Genomic DNA, 13,766 nt, shown 5'->3' on the forward strand with positions numbered 1-13,766 from the left:
CTCTGTTTCCGCTAGCTACGGCAGGCTCAGAACTTGAGCCCGGCTTCGCGGGCGGCGTCCGCCAGGGCGGCGATGCGCCCGGCGTACTGGTTGCCACCACGGTCGAACACGACAGCCTCGACACCGGCGGCCTTGGCACGCTCGGCGACCAGGGCGCCGACCTGCTTGGCCTGCGAGGACTTGTCGCCCTCGCCACCGCGGACGGACGCGTCCAGGGTGGACGCGGACGCCAGGGTGTGGCCCTTGAGGTCGTCGATCACCTGCGCCACGATGTGGCGGTTGGAGCGGGTCACGACCAGACGGGGACGCTCCGCCGTACCGGCGATCCGCTTGCGGATCCGGATGTGACGGCGCTTGATCGCGGCGCGCTTGTAGGCGTCGCCCTTGAGGATCTTCTGCCCGTATGCCATGGCTTACTTACCCGCCTTTCCGACCTTGCGGCGGATGACTTCGCCCTCGTACTTGACGCCCTTGGCCTTGTACGGGTCGGGCTTGCGCAGCTTGCGGATGTTGGCCGCAACCTCGCCGACCTTCTGCTTGTCGATGCCCTCGACCTGGAAGCGGGTCGGGGTCTCCACCTTGAAGGTGATTCCCTCGGGCGCCTCGACGACGATCGGGTGGCTGTAGCCGAGCGCGAACTCGAGGTTCGCGCCCTTGGCCGTCACGCGGTAACCGACACCGCTGATCTCGAGCTTCTTCACGTAACCCTGGGTCACGCCGGTGATCATGTTCGCCACCAGCGTGCGGGACAGGCCGTGGAGGGCCTTGTTCTGACGCTCGTCGTTCGGACGGGTGACGTTCAGCACGCCGTCCTCACCCTTGACGATGTCGATCGGCGCGACGACGGTGTGGGTCAGCGTGCCCTTGGGGCCCTTGACCGAGACCGTACGGCCGTCGATGGTGACGTCCACGCCGGCGGGAACCGTGATGGGGAGCTTGCCAATACGCGACATAGCTGTTTCCTCCGTTCCCTTCCGCTACCAGACGTAGGCGAGGACTTCCCCACCCACGCCCTTCTTGCCGGCCTGCTTGTCGGTGAGGAGCCCGTGCGACGTGGAGATGATCGCCACGCCGAGGCCGCCCAGCACCTTCGGCAGGTTGGTGGACTTCGCGTACACCCGGAGACCGGGCTTGGAGATCCGCTTGATGCCCGCGATGGAGCGCTCACGGTTCGGGCCGAACTTCAGCTCGAGAACGAGGTTCTTGCCGACCTCGGCGTCCTCGACCTTCCAGCCCGTGATGAAGCCCTCCTGCTGGAGGATCTCCGCGATGTGCGACTTGATCTTCGATGCCGGCATCGTCACGGAGTCGTGGTATGCCGAGTTCGCGTTCCGCAGACGCGTAAGCATGTCTGCGATCGGATCAGTCATGGTCATGAATTGGCCTTCGGCCTCTCTCGCCGGGGTTTCCTGGTGCGCCATCCCTCTCCCCGATCCGAGACGGGACGGGTGCGGCGCGGTGGACCTACGGCGTAGTAAGTCGTACGGGCGGCAGACGCCCAACCCCACAAGCCTAAGGCATGCGGAGAAGGACCCCTGCCGACCCAGATGCTTACCGAGAGCTTCAGGAATCCCCTATTACAGGGATTACCAGGAGCTCTTGGTCACGCCCGGCAGCTCGCCACGGTGAGCCATCTCACGAAGGCACACGCGGCACAGGCCGAACTTGCGGTACACGGAGTGCGGACGGCCGCAGCGCTGGCAGCGGGTGTAGCCACGCACACCGAACTTGGGCTTGCGAGCAGCCTTAGCGATCAGAGCCTTCTTCGCCATCTCGCTCACGCCTCCTTGAAGGGGAAGCCGAGGTGACGAAGGAGCGCACGGCCCTCAGCGTCGTTGGTCGCCGTGGTCACCACGGTGATGTCCATACCCCGGGTGCGGTCGATCTTGTCCTGGTCGATCTCGTGGAACATGACCTGCTCCGTGAGACCGAAGGTGTAGTTGCCACGGCCGTCGAACTGCTTGGGGGACAGACCGCGGAAGTCGCGGATGCGCGGGAGCGCGAGCGACAGGGTGCGGTCCAGGAACTCCCACATGCGGTCGCCACGGAGCGTGACGTGGGCACCGATCGGCTGGCCCTCACGCAGCTTGAACTGCGCGATGGACTTGCGGGCCTTGGTGACGGCCGGCTTCTGACCGGTGATGGTGGTCAGGTCGCGGATCGCACCGTCGATCAGCTTCGAGTCACGGGCGGCGTCGCCGACACCCATGTTGACCACGATCTTGACGAGGCCGGGGATCTGCATGACGTTCTCGTACTTGAACTCGTCACGCAGCTTGCCCGCGATCTCCTCGCGGTACTTCTGCTTGAGACGCGGAGTCGTGGTGGTAGCCATCAGATGTCCTCACCCGTCCGCTTGGCAACGCGGATCTTGTTGCCTTCGTCGTCGAAGCGGTAGCCGACACGCGTGACGACCTTCTGACCGTCCTTCTCAACGACCAGCTGGACGTTGGAGACGTGGATCGGCGCCTCGGTCGTGACGATGCCACCGGCCTGCGAACCGCGAGCGGTGGGACCGGCCTTGGTGTGCTTCTTGACCCGGTTGACACCCTCGACCAGGACGCGCTCGTCGCGCGGGTAAGCGGCAATGACCTTGCCCTGCTTGCCCTTGTCCTTACCGGTGATGACCTGGACCAGGTCGCCCTTCTTGATCTTCATGCTTACAGCACCTCCGGCGCGAGCGAGATGATCTTCATGAACTTCTTCTCGCGCAGCTCACGGCCGACCGGGCCGAAGATGCGGGTGCCGCGAGGGTCGCCGTCGTTCTTCAGAATGACGGCGGCGTTCTCGTCGAAGCGGATGTACGAGCCGTCCGGACGGCGGCGCTCCTTGACGGTGCGAACGATGACCGCCTTGACGACGTCACCCTTCTTCACGTTGCCACCCGGGATCGCGTCCTTGACGGTGGCGACGATGACGTCACCGATGCCCGCGTAGCGGCGACCGGAGCCACCGAGCACACGGATGCAAAGGATCTCCTTCGCACCAGTGTTGTCGGCGACGCGCAGTCGCGACTCCTGCTGGATCACGTCTATCTCCTGTTTGTCTGCCGGTTCCCCGGGGGCCGCTCAGCTAGCGGCCCCCGGAGCCTGGCGGAACTGTCCTGCGAGGGGTGCCCCGCAGGAGATTTACTTGGCCTTCTCGAGGATCTCGACGACGCGCCAGCGCTTCGTCGCGGACAGCGGCCGGGTCTCCATGAGGAGGACGCGGTCGCCGACACCCGCGGCGTTCTGCTCGTCGTGCGCCTTGAGCTTGCTCGTACGGCGGATGACCTTGCCGTACAGCGCGTGCTTGACGCGGTCCTCGACGGCGACGACGACGGTCTTGTCCATCTTGTCGCTGACGACGAGACCCTCACGGGTCTTGCGGAAGCCGCGGGCCTCTGCGTTCTCAGTCACGTTCTTCTCGCTCATCAGGCGTTCTCCACCGTTTCGATGCCCAGCTCACGCTCGCGCATCAGGGTGTAGATCCGCGCGATGTCCTTGCGGACCGCCTTCAGACGGCCGTGGTTTTCGAGCTGACCCGTGGCCGCCTGGAAGCGGAGGTTGAACAGCTCTTCCTTGGCCTCGCGGAGCTTCGCCAGAAGCTCCTCGTTGCCCAGCTCGCGCAGCTCGGACGCCTTGGTACCGGCCGACATCACGCTTCACCTGCCTCGCGCTTGACGATCCGGCACTTCATCGGCAGCTTGTGGGCCGCACGAGTCAGCGCCTCACGGGCGATCTTCTCGTTGGGGTACGACAGCTCGAACATCACACGTCCGGGCTTGACGTTCGCGATCCACCACTCCGGAGAACCCTTACCGGAACCCATGCGGGTCTCGGCAGGCTTCTTGGTGAGGGGACGGTCCGGGTAGATGTTGATCCAGACCTTGCCGCCACGCTTGATGTGACGGGTCATCGCGATACGGGCCGCCTCGATCTGGCGGTTCGTGACGTAGGCCGGGGTCAGCGCCTGGATGCCGTACTCGCCGAACGCAACCTGCGTCCCACCCTTGGACATACCGTTGCGCTTCGGGTGGTGCTGCTTGCGGTGCTTGACCCTACGGGGGATCAGCATTTCGGTCAGGCCTCCGTTCCGGTGCTCTCAGCCGGAGCGGACGCGGGAGCCTCGGCCTTGGGGGCCTCGGCGCCAGCAGCCTGCTGCGGCTTGCGACCGCGCCGCTCGCCACCACGGCCACCACGGGCCGGGCGGTCGGCGCCACCGCGGGCCGGGCGGTTACCCGCACGGGCGGCAGCGTTCTCGGCGCGGACCTCGGCGATGTTCTTGACGTCGCCCTTGTAGATCCAGACCTTCACACCGATGCGGCCGAAGGTCGTCTTGGCCTCGAAGAAGCCGTAGTCCACGTTCGCACGGAGCGTGTGCAGGGGCACACGGCCCTCGCGGTAGAACTCCGAGCGGGACATCTCGGCGCCGCCGAGGCGGCCACCGCACTGGATCTTGATGCCCTTGGCGCCGGCCTTCATCGCCGACTGCATGCTCTTACGCATGGCGCGGCGGAAGGAGACGCGGGAGGAGAGCTGCTCGGCAACGGCCTGAGCAACCAGCTGAGCGTCGGTCTCGGGGTTCTTGACCTCGAGGATGTTCAGCTGGACCTGCTTGCCCGTGAGCTTCTCGAGGTCACCGCGGATGCGGTCGGCCTCGGCGCCACGGCGGCCGATGACGATGCCCGGACGAGCGGTGTGGATGTCCACACGCACGCGGTCACGGGTGCGCTCGATCTCCACCTTCGAGATGCCGGCGCGCTCCATGCCGGACGTCATCATCCGACGGATGGCGACGTCTTCCTTGACGTAGTCCTTGTACAGCTTGTCGGCGTACCAACGCGACTTGAAGTCGGTCGTGACACCGAGCCGGAACCCGTGCGGGTTTACCTTCTGGCCCATTACCGGGTTCCTTCCTTGGAGCTGACGACCACGGTGATGTGGCTGGTCCGCTTGCGGATCCGGTAGGCACGGCCCTGGGCGCGCGGCCGGAACCGCTTCAGGGTCGGGCCCTCGTCGACGTACGCCTCGGAGATGTAGAGGCTGTCGGCGTCGGTGTGGTCGTAGTTGTGCGCGGCGTTGGCGATGGCGCTGTCCAGCACCTTGCCGACCGGCACGGAGGCTGCCTGCGGAGCGAATCGCAGAACAGCCTGGGCCTCCGTGGCATCCATGCCACGGATGAGGTCCACCACACGGCGGGCCTTCATGGGCGTGACGCGGATGTACCGCGCCTGGGCCCTGGCTTCCATGGTTGTCCCTTCAGAGTTACTTACGTGTCTGAATGCGATCCGCTACTAGCGGCGCTTCGACTTCCGGTCTTCCTTGACGTGGCCCCGGAAGGTGCGGGTCGGCGAGAACTCGCCGAGCTTGTGGCCGACCATCGACTCGGTGACGAACACCGGGATGTGGGTCTTGCCGTTGTGCACCGCGAGCGTGTGGCCCAGCATGGCCGGGACGATCATCGAGCGGCGGGACCAGGTCTTGATGACGTTCTTGGTGCCGGCTTCGTTCTGGGCGTCCACCTTCTTGATCAGGTGGTCGTCGACGAAGGGCCCCTTCTTCAGGCTACGAGGCATCTCAACCCGTCCTTAGCGCTTCTTGTTCGTCTTGCGGCGGCGGACGATGTACTTGTTCGACGCCTTCTTGGGCGAACGAGTACGGCCTTCCTTCTTGCCCCACGGGGACACAGGGTGGCGACCACCGGAGGTCCGGCCCTCACCACCACCGTGCGGGTGGTCAACCGGGTTCATCACGACACCACGGACGGTCGGGCGAACGCCCAGCCACCGCTTACGGCCGGCCTTACCCCAGTTGATGTTGCTCTGCTCGGCGTTGCCGACCTCACCGACGGTGGCGCGGCAGCGGACGTCGACCAGGCGGATCTCACCGGACGGCATGCGCAGGTGGGCCATGGAGCCCTCCTTCGCGAGCAGCTGCACGGAGGCACCGGCGGAGCGGGCGAACTTGGCACCGCCACCGGGACGGAGCTCGATCGCGTGGATCGTGGTACCGACCGGGATGTTGCGGATGGCCAGGTTGTTGCCCGGCTTGATGTCGGCCCCGGGACCGTTCTCCACGGAGTCGCCCTGCTGCAGGTTGCGCGGGGCGAGGATGTAGCGCTTCTCGCCGTCCGCGTAGTGCAGCAGCGCGATGCGCGCGGTGCGGTTGGGGTCGTACTCGATGTGCGCGACCTTCGCCGGCACGCCGTCCTTGTCGTGACGACGGAAGTCGATCACACGGTAGGCGCGCTTGTGTCCGCCACCCTGGTGGCGAACGGTCACACGACCGGCGTTGTTACGGCCGCCCTTGCTGTGCAGGGGACGGACCAGCGACTTCTCCGGCGTGGACCGCGTGACCTCGACGAAGTCGGCGACGCTGGCGCCACGACGGCCCGGCGTAGTCGGCTTGTACTTGCGGATTCCCATTTCTCAGTCCTCGTCCGATATCGGACGATCCGGACCGCCCTTAGGCGGTCGGACCGCCGAAGATGTCGATACGGTCGCCCTCGGCGAGGGTCACGATCGCGCGCTTGGTCGCCGCACGCTGGCCGAAGCCGGTCTTCGTGCGCTTGCGCTTGCCCTGACGGTTGATCGTGTTGACCCCGGTGACCTTGACGTCGAAGACCGCCTGGACGGCCTGCTTGATCTGGGTCTTGTTGGCGCCCGGGGCGACGACGAACGTGTACTTGTTCTCGTCGAGGAGCGCGTAGCTCTTCTCCGAGACGACCGGCTTGAGCAGCACGTCACGGGGGTCCGTGAAGGACTTGCTCAGCGGGGTCTCGACGGTGTTCTTGCCCTCGGTGGCGTGGCGACGCGCCTTGGCGACGCGCGCGGCCTTGGCGGCCTTGGCCGCCTTCGAGGCAATGCTCGGGTGACGCGTAGCCATCAGGCCTCGCTCCCTTCGGTGTCAGCGGCCTTGGGGCCAGACACGAAGGACTCGAAAGCGGCCTGGGTGAAGACCACGTCGTCCGAGACGAGAACGTCGTACGTGTTCAGCTGGCCCGGCTCCAGGATGTGGACCTGGGGCAGGTTGCGGGCGGACAGCCACGCGGCCTCGTCGGCGCGGTCGACGACCAGGAGCAGGTTCTTGCGCTCCGAGATCTTGCCGAACAGCGACTTGGCGGCCTTGGTGCTGGGGTTCGCGCCCTCGACCACGCCGGAGACGACGTGGATGCGGTTGTGACGCGCCCGGTCGGTGAGGGCACCGCGCAGGGCGGCGGCCTTCATCTTCTTCGGGGTGCGCTGCGAGTAGTCACGCGGCACGGGACCGTGCACGACGCCACCACCGGCGAACTGCGGCGCGCGGGTCGAGCCCTGACGGGCGCGACCGGTGCCCTTCTGGCGGTACGGCTTCTTGCCACCACCACGGACCTCGCCGCGAGTCTTGGTCTTGTGCGTGCCCTGACGGGCAGCGGCCAGCTGCGCGACGACGACCTGGTGGATCAGCGGAACGCTGACCTTGGCGTCGAAGATCTCCGCGGGGAGCTCGACGGAACCGGCCTTGTCGCCCGCCGGCGAAAGGATGTCAACAGTGCTCATCGGTTACCTCAGGCCCCCTTGGCCGCGGTGCGGACCAGGACGAGGCCGCCGTTCGGACCGGGAACCGCGCCCTTGATGAGCAGCAGACCCTTCTCCGCGTCAACGGCGTGGACGGTCAGGTTCTGGGTGGTGACCCGCTCGTTGCCCATGCGACCCGCCATGCGGAGGCCCTTGAACACGCGGCCCGGGGTGGCGCAGCCACCGATGGAACCGGGCGAGCGGTGCTTGCGCTGGGTGCCGTGTCCGGCGCCGAGGCCCTTGAAGTTGTGACGCTTCATGACACCGGCGAAGCCCTTGCCCTTGCTCTTGCCGGTCACGTCGACCTTGATGCCGGCCTCGAACACCTCGGCGGTGATCTCCTGGCCGAGGGTGTACTCGCTGGCGTCAGCGGTACGGATCTCGACGAGGTGGCGGCGGGGAGTGACGTCGGCCTTGGCGAAGTGGCCCTTGAGGGGCTTGTTCACCTTGCGCGGGTCGATCTCGCCGAAAGCGATCTGGACGGACTCGTAGCCGTCGACATCGTTCGTACGGACCTGGGTGACGACGTTGGGGCCGGCCTTGACGACGGTGACCGGAACAACGCGGTTGTTCTCGTCCCACACCTGCGTCATGCCGAGCTTCTCGCCCAGGATGCCCTTGATCTGCTTAGCCATTCTCAGCTCACCGACCCTCAGAGCTTGATCTCGATGTCGACACCGGCCGGGAGGTCGAGTCGCATCAGAGAGTCAACGGTCTTGGGGGTGGGGTCGAGAATGTCGATCAGGCGCTTGTGCGTGCGCATCTCGAAGTGCTCGCGCGAGTCCTTGTACTTGTGCGGCGACTTGATGACGCAGTACACGTTCTTCTCAGTGGGCAGCGGCACCGGGCCCGCGACCGACGCACCAGTGCGGGTCACCGTCTCGACGATCTTCTTCGCCGAGGAGTCGATGACCTCGTGGTCGTAGGCCTTGAGCCGGATGCGGATCTTCTGTCCCGCCATGGCTACTCAGTAGTCCTGTCTCTCTTACGCTCCGGAACCCGGTGGATTCCTTCTTGCTGCCGTCGTTTCTCCGACCCACGCGGTCGGGCGTGTCGCGCTCCCGCTGACACAGATGCCCCTTGTCCGAACATCCCTGCGGGAATGCACACGGCCCTTCCGGAACCGCAGACCGGGGACCTCGGGCCCACCGGGCGCCTGGCCGGTGCCGCGCTCACACTTCCCGGAAGATTCCCGTACGTCCGCCCCAGCGCTGCCCGCAGGCAGTTAGGGCGACGAGTACTGTGGGACTCGCTTCCGGTCCTCCCGGCGGGAGGCGCGCAGCATCAACACTCGACCGAGCAACTCGGACAGTCTGCCATATGGGGCAGGCAGACCGCCAATCGAGCCGAAGAGATTACCCCGAAGGTGACGTAGGTCAAACGCGGGACGCGAGCGCCTCAGCGGAGCGCCGCACCGATCCCCCTCGCCTCCGAGCTCCGGACCCCGCCTCGGAACAGGTCACGCAGTGCTTGGCCGCGTGCGGTGAACGGGCGCTCCGGCGCTCCCGCGGAAGGAGCCCCGTGCATCGACGCCGAGCCCGCAGGGCCTGCCCCACGCGTCCACGGGAAGGCGGCTCAGGAGTCCACCGCGTCGCCCTATCAAAGACGTCCTCGCATGATCTGCGTCAGGCCCTTCACCGAGACGACCGTGTGCGCCCTGTCGCCGCCTGGGAAGCACCCGGCCCCGCTCCCGTGGGCCACGTACCCGGCGCTCACCCTCAGGAGCACCGCAGGGTCTCGACGGTCGCGGGGAAATAGGCCCGCATGAACTTCTCGATGTCCTTGCGGTGGGACTGATCGGTGAGCTTGATCCGGGGGAGCTGGAGGGTGAGGGTGAAGTAGTTGCCGCGTTTGGTTTTGCAGGGGGCCTGCGAGATTGCGCCGTCATTGCCGACGATCGTCTTGTAGCGGAAGGCGACGGGGCGGGGATCGGTGACATTCGATACCGTGCCCGTGCCCGTTGCCAGATACATGAGGTCCGTCGGGTATTCACCCCAGGAGAAGCGAAGCCCGAGGACCGCACGGTTGTCCGACAGAAGCATGCAGGGTGCGGCCACTGCTTCCGCTCGATCGACCCGAGTGAACTCGTACAAGTCCTTCGTGGGCCATACAAGCGGGCGCGTGAGCTCGGGAGTCACGTGGGTACCGCAGATCTTCGCCGGGATCGCCTGGTCATCCGACCGGTCACAGGCGACCACGAGGCACTGCGCCAGCACCGCCATGCCGACGAGAACCGTGCGGAGGTTCTTCATCACGTGGGCTGCACCCCGGACACACCTCGCGCATGGTCGATTCCGGACCCGGCAGACCCACTGATCGCCTCTCTTGCGTCGAAGTTCGAGGAACCTCCCGCAGGATGGGTTTTCCTCCATTCCTCGGCGAGTGCCATCAGCTGACCATTCCTTCTGGAGTAAGCCTGGAAGTTCATGTCGGCCTGCCGATCATCCAGCCTCTTCTGCTCGTCCGCCAACCACTGGTCCGTCACGTAGTCGAACCCTTCCTGGACGTCGTCCGCAGCCACCGGAATGAAGCTGATGGCCTTGTCGAAAAGGGGTTTCGCCTCGAAGTCGGCTGTTTTCGGGTCGCCCTGGGACTGGACCCGGGCCTCTTCCAGGAATCCGACCGTGCGGCCCGCGCGGAGGAGGGACTCGTCCGAGTGTGAAGGGTCGTGGTGGATCTCGGCGACCATCGCGTGGTTGAGTCCGCCGTTCAGCGTGCCGTAGGCGTCCTTGTCCTTGGAGAGCTGTTTCGCCACCTCGAACAGCTGGTCCTGTTTCAGCGGGGAGCGGGCGATGTCGATCTCGCTCATGGCGGCGTGGACCGTCTCACCGTGGTTCACCAGGATGTCGGCCAGGGGCTTGCGGAGCGCCGGGGGAAGGTCGTCACCCGCGTCCGCCGCGTAGGCCAGGGCGGATCGCAGGACGGCCTCGTTCCGTGCCCCGTGCGGCACAGGGTGGGCATGCCGGTCCGAGGGGTCGATCCCGGTCGCCGCCGACCGGAGTGCCGCCGCGAACCCCGCCCGGTCGTCCCTGTCGAGGCCCTCCGCGTACATCGTGGCCGTCGCCGTCTGCCTCACGTGCAGCGTGACGTTCCAGTCCCTCTCCTTCATCAGATACCTCATGTGCGCGTCCGAAGAGAGGTAATGCGCGGCGGCCCCCGGGTCCCGGCTCATGAGGCCCAGGGTGGCGTCCACGGGGTCGTTGGCGAACCAGCCTCCGTGGTGGCCGGCATAGGTCCCCTTCAGCTGCCAGATCCCGGGATGGCTCTTCTCCGTGGCGATCATGTCGTCGGTCAGGTTCTCCAGCATCGTCGGCGCGTATCCGTGCCCGGCCCGCATCAGCGTCGCCAGCGACTGGTAGCCCACCGCCCGGTCCAGTCGCGCCCCTTGCGCCTCCGTGGCGTAGCGCTCGGCGCCCGCGTGCCGCATGTCGGTCCGCCAGTGCCGGTACCACTCCGAGTCCGTGTCCCGGGTCGCCGTGGCCAGGGAGTCCGCCAGGCCGGACTCGATCAGCGACCAGGACCGCAGGGCCGGCCCGGGCTGTCCGTCCCGGACGTGCAGCAGGTCGTTCAGTCGGTTCGTCAGCCGGATCGTGCCCCGCGGGCCCAGGTCCTCCAGCAGCGTCCGGGCGAACGCCTCGTCGTCGGCGTTGTCGCGGAACGTCCGCTCCAGTTCGGCCAGTTCCCGCGCCGACAGACGCCCGCCCCGGGCGAGTTTCGCCAGCGCGTCCTCCGCCGCCAGCGCCTCGTACTTCTCGACGTCACCGAGGGCGCGGCCGTTGAAGCCACGGCCGCCGACGAGCGGCTCGGAGTCCACGACCACCGCCGTCAGCGCGGTCCGCACGCCCCCGTCCGCGTCGGTGACGTCCCGTACCGCCTTGTCGAGGCGGTCCTGCCAGGAGCGGGCGGCCGACTCGTCCTCCCCCGGCCCTTCGGCGTCCGGGTCCGGAGCCACCAGGCCCCGCTCCGACACCCGCATCCCCGCCGCCAGCGCTTCGCCGCGCACCGCCTTCACCCGCCCGCGCAGCTCCACGAACCGGGCGTGCGCGTCGCGCAGCAACGCGGCGATCGCCTTGGCCTCCCGCTGCGCGTACTGGAACTCCTTCAGCGTGACGGCGAACCGCCCGTGGGCCGCCTCCGCGCTCATGCCGGCCCAGGACGCGGGGCCGGCGGAGACGTCGTGGACGTCCCGGCGGTACGCCTTCTCCTGCTTCTCGAACTCCCCCGCCATGCCCTCCCAGCGCTCCGCGGCGGTGGTGAGCGTGCCGAGGTCGGCGGCCATGATCTCGTGGTAGGTCGGCATCCCCGGGCCGGTCCCCTCAGTACCGGTCCAGCGCGGACAGCTGCCGCAGTGCCCCGCCGACGCCGATGTCCGCGCCGGTCAGCACCGTGTTGGTGGCCCGCAGCGCGTCCTTCTCCGCGCCCAGCCGGTCCATCAGGTTCTTGACCTGGCCGGTCCAGGTCTCGTGGGCCGCGCGCAGCGCCCCCGAGGTCAGCCAGCCGTCGCCGTCCCGCGGGCCCAACGCCTTCACCGCCGCGCCGGTCTCGTCGTCCGCCCACGCGCCGGCCGTGCGGCTGTCCGGCTCGATGTGGTCGTGCAGGGCCTTGGCCGCCGCTCGTTTCACGGCCGGTACGGATTTCAGGTCCCTCGTCCCGTGGGGGCCGGACACACCGCTCATCACCACTCCTCGCCCTACCGCAACCGCCGGCTCTCCGGCGGACCCGGGCGCAGCGCCGGGCGGCCGCCGTGTCGATCAGCGGGCTGTTGCGGCACCACCGCCGGATCCACCGTCCGGAACTTCAACCGGTGGACGCCGATCTTCGTCACGGGGTGTTTCGCCGCGGTCGCGTTGACGTGGTCCGAGTCGCGTGCCGCGGTCGGTGCCGGGGGCTCCGCGGACGGGGCGGCGCGAGACAGACGAAGAGGCCCGTACGACCGGAGTCGTACGGGCCTCTCCTAGGTCAGATGACCTCGAAGCAAGCGGAGCTTACTTGAGGATCTTGGTGACCTGGCCGGCGCCCACGGTGCGACCACCCTCACGGATGGCGAACTTCAGGCCCTCCTCCATGGCGACGGGCTGGATGAGGTCCACCTTCATCTCGGTGTTGTCACCCGGCATGACCATCTCGGTGCCCTCGGGGAGGGTCACCACGCCGGTCACGTCCGTCGTGCGGAAGTAGAACTGCGGGCGGTAGTTGTTGAAGAACGGCGTGTGGCGGCCACCCTCGTCCTTGGACAGGATGTAGGCCTGCGCCTCGAACTCCGTGTGCGGGGTGACCGAGCCCGGCTTGATGATGACCTGGCCGCGCTCGACGTCCTCGCGCTTGATGCCACGGAGCAGCAGACCGACGTTCTCACCGGCCTGGCCCTCGTCGAGCAGCTTGCGGAACATCTCGATGCCGGTGACCGTGGTGGAGGTCTTCTCGGTCTTGATGCCGATGATGTCGACGGTCTCGTTGACCTTCAGGACACCACGCTCGATACGGCCGGTGACGACCGTACCGCGACCGGTGATCGTGAAGACGTCCTCGATCGGCATGAGGAACGGCTTGTCGACGTCGCGCTCCGGCTGCGGGATCGACTCGTCGACGGCGTTCATCAGGTTGAGGACGGAGTCCACCCACTCCTTCTCGCCCTCGAGGGCCTTCAGAGCGGAGACCTTGACGACCGGAACGTCGTCGCCCGGGAACTCGTACTCGGAGAGGAGCTCACGGACCTCGAGCTCGACGAGCTCCAGGATCTCCTCGTCGTCCACCATGTCGGCCTTGTTCAGGGCGACGACGATGTACGGAACGCCGACCTGGCGGGCCAGGAGCACGTGCTCCTTGGTCTGCGGCATCGGGCCGTCGGTGGCGGCGACCACCAGGATCGCGCCGTCCATCTGCGCGGCACCGGTGATCATGTTCTTGATGTAGTCCGCGTGACCCGGGCAGTCGACGTGGGCGTAGTGACGCGCCTCGGTCTGGTACTCGACGTGCGCGATGGAGATGGTGATACCGCGCTGACGCTCCTCGGGCGCCTTGTCGATGTTGTCGAACGGGGTGGCCTCGTTCAGGTCCGGGTACGCGTCGTGCAGCACCTTGGTAATGGCGGCCGTGAGGGTCGTCTTACCGTGGTCGATGTGACCGATGGTGCCGATGTTGACGTGCGGCTTAGTCCGCTCGAACTTCGCCTTCGCCACTGGGGTCCTCCTGTGGAGTGGTTCTGTACGCCTTACTTCATCGGCGCCAG

At 67.1% G+C, this 13,766-nt stretch carries 22 protein-coding genes; all 22 read right to left on the reverse strand.

What is annotated here, in order from left to right; genetic code table 11:
- Positions 1-26: 26 nt before the first annotated feature.
- The 22 genes from rplR to tuf all read right to left on the reverse strand — a co-directional run bounded on the left by rplR (position 27) and on the right by tuf (position 13,716).
- Complete coding sequence (gene rplR, locus ACZ7KF_RS25905; RefSeq protein ID WP_067299854.1) at positions 27-410, reverse strand: 50S ribosomal protein L18; 384 nt, start codon at positions 408-410, stop codon at positions 27-29.
- A 3-nt stretch (positions 411-413) separates the two neighbouring features.
- On the reverse strand, positions 414-953 hold the full coding sequence (gene rplF, locus ACZ7KF_RS25910; protein ID WP_471079535.1) for a 50S ribosomal protein L6: 540 nt from the start codon (positions 951-953) through the stop codon (positions 414-416).
- A 24-nt stretch (positions 954-977) separates the two neighbouring features.
- Complete coding sequence (gene rpsH / locus ACZ7KF_RS25915; RefSeq protein ID WP_007384075.1) at positions 978-1,376, reverse strand: 30S ribosomal protein S8; 399 nt, start codon at positions 1,374-1,376, stop codon at positions 978-980.
- A gap of 210 nt (positions 1,377-1,586) precedes the next feature.
- Positions 1,587-1,772: a type Z 30S ribosomal protein S14 gene (locus tag ACZ7KF_RS25920; protein WP_003948630.1), complete on the reverse strand. Its 186-nt coding sequence runs from the start codon at positions 1,770-1,772 to the stop codon at positions 1,587-1,589.
- A 5-nt stretch (positions 1,773-1,777) separates the two neighbouring features.
- A complete protein-coding gene (gene rplE, locus ACZ7KF_RS25925) occupies positions 1,778-2,335 on the reverse strand; it encodes a 50S ribosomal protein L5 (RefSeq protein ID WP_225825004.1) in 558 nt (185 codons plus the stop codon).
- Positions 2,335-2,658 (reverse strand): 50S ribosomal protein L24, encoded by a 324-nt coding sequence (rplX, locus tag ACZ7KF_RS25930; RefSeq protein ID WP_225825003.1) that lies wholly within the window; start codon positions 2,656-2,658, stop codon positions 2,335-2,337. Before rplX ends, rplE begins: the two co-directional genes overlap by 1 nt.
- Before the next feature lie 2 nt (positions 2,659-2,660).
- On the reverse strand, positions 2,661-3,029 hold the full coding sequence (gene rplN, locus ACZ7KF_RS25935; protein ID WP_003998823.1) for a 50S ribosomal protein L14: 369 nt from the start codon (positions 3,027-3,029) through the stop codon (positions 2,661-2,663).
- Positions 3,030-3,128: 99 nt separating this feature from the next.
- Complete coding sequence (gene rpsQ / locus ACZ7KF_RS25940) at positions 3,129-3,413, reverse strand: 30S ribosomal protein S17 (protein WP_471079538.1); 285 nt, start codon at positions 3,411-3,413, stop codon at positions 3,129-3,131.
- Positions 3,413-3,637 carry a 50S ribosomal protein L29 gene (gene rpmC / locus ACZ7KF_RS25945; protein WP_007494763.1) on the reverse strand — a complete coding sequence of 75 codons (225 nt, stop codon included), beginning with the start codon at positions 3,635-3,637 and terminating at the stop codon, positions 3,413-3,415. Before rpmC ends, rpsQ begins: the two co-directional genes overlap by 1 nt.
- Positions 3,637-4,056 carry a 50S ribosomal protein L16 gene (gene rplP / locus ACZ7KF_RS25950; RefSeq protein ID WP_009190136.1) on the reverse strand — a complete coding sequence of 140 codons (420 nt, stop codon included), beginning with the start codon at positions 4,054-4,056 and terminating at the stop codon, positions 3,637-3,639. The genes rpmC and rplP overlap by 1 nt, the downstream gene beginning before the upstream one ends.
- Positions 4,057-4,061: 5 nt before the next feature.
- The gene (gene rpsC / locus ACZ7KF_RS25955; RefSeq protein ID WP_003998826.1) at positions 4,062-4,883 is read right to left on the reverse strand and encodes a 30S ribosomal protein S3; all 822 of its coding nucleotides are present in this window, start codon (positions 4,881-4,883) and stop codon (positions 4,062-4,064) included.
- Complete coding sequence (rplV, locus tag ACZ7KF_RS25960; RefSeq protein WP_019329637.1) at positions 4,883-5,230, reverse strand: 50S ribosomal protein L22; 348 nt, start codon at positions 5,228-5,230, stop codon at positions 4,883-4,885. Before rplV ends, rpsC begins: the two co-directional genes overlap by 1 nt.
- Positions 5,231-5,275: 45 nt before the next feature.
- Entirely contained in the window at positions 5,276-5,557 is a 282-nt protein-coding gene (gene rpsS / locus ACZ7KF_RS25965; RefSeq protein WP_023547380.1) for a 30S ribosomal protein S19, read from the reverse strand.
- A gap of 12 nt (positions 5,558-5,569) precedes the next feature.
- Positions 5,570-6,406: a 50S ribosomal protein L2 gene (gene rplB, locus ACZ7KF_RS25970; RefSeq protein WP_471079541.1), complete on the reverse strand. Its 837-nt coding sequence runs from the start codon at positions 6,404-6,406 to the stop codon at positions 5,570-5,572.
- Between the two features lie 40 nt (positions 6,407-6,446).
- The gene (gene rplW / locus ACZ7KF_RS25975; RefSeq protein WP_225825001.1) at positions 6,447-6,866 is read right to left on the reverse strand and encodes a 50S ribosomal protein L23; all 420 of its coding nucleotides are present in this window, start codon (positions 6,864-6,866) and stop codon (positions 6,447-6,449) included.
- The gene (gene rplD / locus ACZ7KF_RS25980; RefSeq protein ID WP_471079543.1) at positions 6,866-7,519 is read right to left on the reverse strand and encodes a 50S ribosomal protein L4; all 654 of its coding nucleotides are present in this window, start codon (positions 7,517-7,519) and stop codon (positions 6,866-6,868) included. Before rplD ends, rplW begins: the two co-directional genes overlap by 1 nt.
- Before the next feature lie 8 nt (positions 7,520-7,527).
- A complete protein-coding gene (rplC, locus tag ACZ7KF_RS25985) occupies positions 7,528-8,172 on the reverse strand; it encodes a 50S ribosomal protein L3 (RefSeq protein WP_020135811.1) in 645 nt (214 codons plus the stop codon).
- 17 nt (positions 8,173-8,189) lie between these two features.
- Positions 8,190-8,498, reverse strand: coding sequence for a 30S ribosomal protein S10 (rpsJ, locus tag ACZ7KF_RS25990; RefSeq protein ID WP_003948644.1), 309 nt, complete (start codon positions 8,496-8,498; stop codon positions 8,190-8,192).
- Positions 8,499-9,255: 757 nt separating this feature from the next.
- Positions 9,256-9,792 (reverse strand): hypothetical protein, encoded by a 537-nt coding sequence (locus ACZ7KF_RS25995; RefSeq protein WP_471079546.1) that lies wholly within the window; start codon positions 9,790-9,792, stop codon positions 9,256-9,258.
- The gene (locus tag ACZ7KF_RS26000; protein WP_471079549.1) at positions 9,789-11,837 is read right to left on the reverse strand and encodes a hypothetical protein; all 2,049 of its coding nucleotides are present in this window, start codon (positions 11,835-11,837) and stop codon (positions 9,789-9,791) included. The genes ACZ7KF_RS25995 and ACZ7KF_RS26000 overlap by 4 nt, the downstream gene beginning before the upstream one ends.
- A gap of 16 nt (positions 11,838-11,853) precedes the next feature.
- Entirely contained in the window at positions 11,854-12,213 is a 360-nt protein-coding gene (locus ACZ7KF_RS26005; protein WP_471079552.1) for a hypothetical protein, read from the reverse strand.
- A 309-nt stretch (positions 12,214-12,522) separates the two neighbouring features.
- A complete protein-coding gene (gene tuf, locus ACZ7KF_RS26010; RefSeq protein ID WP_471079555.1) occupies positions 12,523-13,716 on the reverse strand; it encodes an elongation factor Tu in 1,194 nt (397 codons plus the stop codon).
- Between the last annotated feature and the right edge of the window lie 50 nt (positions 13,717-13,766).

The sequence above is a fragment of the Streptomyces sp. NPDC038200 genome (assembly GCF_055600785.1).

What these genes read in the sequence shown, in the direction of transcription:
- rpmC (WP_007494763.1), bottom strand. Translation starts at nt 3,637, where the DNA reads ATGTCGGCCGGTACCAAGGCGTCCGAGCTGCGCGAGCTGGGCAACGAG.
- rplV (WP_019329637.1), bottom strand. Translation starts at nt 5,230, where the DNA reads ATGGAAGCCAGGGCCCAGGCGCGGTACATCCGCGTCACGCCCATGAAG.
- rpsJ (WP_003948644.1), bottom strand. Translation starts at nt 8,498, where the DNA reads ATGGCGGGACAGAAGATCCGCATCCGGCTCAAGGCCTACGACCACGAG.
- rplW (WP_225825001.1), bottom strand. Translation starts at nt 6,866, where the DNA reads ATGGCTACGCGTCACCCGAGCATTGCCTCGAAGGCGGCCAAGGCCGCC.
- rpsQ (WP_471079538.1), bottom strand. Translation starts at nt 3,413, where the DNA reads ATGAGCGAGAAGAACGTGACTGAGAACGCAGAGGCCCGCGGCTTCCGC.
- rplB (WP_471079541.1), bottom strand. Translation starts at nt 6,406, where the DNA reads ATGGGAATCCGCAAGTACAAGCCGACTACGCCGGGCCGTCGTGGCGCC.
- rplF (WP_471079535.1), bottom strand. Translation starts at nt 953, where the DNA reads ATGTCGCGTATTGGCAAGCTCCCCATCACGGTTCCCGCCGGCGTGGAC.
- rplC (WP_020135811.1), bottom strand. Translation starts at nt 8,172, where the DNA reads ATGGCTAAGCAGATCAAGGGCATCCTGGGCGAGAAGCTCGGCATGACG.
- rplE (WP_225825004.1), bottom strand. Translation starts at nt 2,335, where the DNA reads ATGGCTACCACCACGACTCCGCGTCTCAAGCAGAAGTACCGCGAGGAG.
- rplX (WP_225825003.1), bottom strand. Translation starts at nt 2,658, where the DNA reads ATGAAGATCAAGAAGGGCGACCTGGTCCAGGTCATCACCGGTAAGGAC.
- rplR (WP_067299854.1), bottom strand. Translation starts at nt 410, where the DNA reads ATGGCATACGGGCAGAAGATCCTCAAGGGCGACGCCTACAAGCGCGCC.
- rpsS (WP_023547380.1), bottom strand. Translation starts at nt 5,557, where the DNA reads ATGCCTCGTAGCCTGAAGAAGGGGCCCTTCGTCGACGACCACCTGATC.
- rpsH (WP_007384075.1), bottom strand. Translation starts at nt 1,376, where the DNA reads ATGACCATGACTGATCCGATCGCAGACATGCTTACGCGTCTGCGGAAC.
- ACZ7KF_RS26000 (WP_471079549.1), bottom strand. Translation starts at nt 11,837, where the DNA reads ATGCCGACCTACCACGAGATCATGGCCGCCGACCTCGGCACGCTCACC.
- ACZ7KF_RS26005 (WP_471079552.1), bottom strand. Translation starts at nt 12,213, where the DNA reads ATGAGCGGTGTGTCCGGCCCCCACGGGACGAGGGACCTGAAATCCGTA.
- rplD (WP_471079543.1), bottom strand. Translation starts at nt 7,519, where the DNA reads ATGAGCACTGTTGACATCCTTTCGCCGGCGGGCGACAAGGCCGGTTCC.
- rpsC (WP_003998826.1), bottom strand. Translation starts at nt 4,883, where the DNA reads ATGGGCCAGAAGGTAAACCCGCACGGGTTCCGGCTCGGTGTCACGACC.
- rplP (WP_009190136.1), bottom strand. Translation starts at nt 4,056, where the DNA reads ATGCTGATCCCCCGTAGGGTCAAGCACCGCAAGCAGCACCACCCGAAG.
- ACZ7KF_RS25920 (WP_003948630.1), bottom strand. Translation starts at nt 1,772, where the DNA reads ATGGCGAAGAAGGCTCTGATCGCTAAGGCTGCTCGCAAGCCCAAGTTC.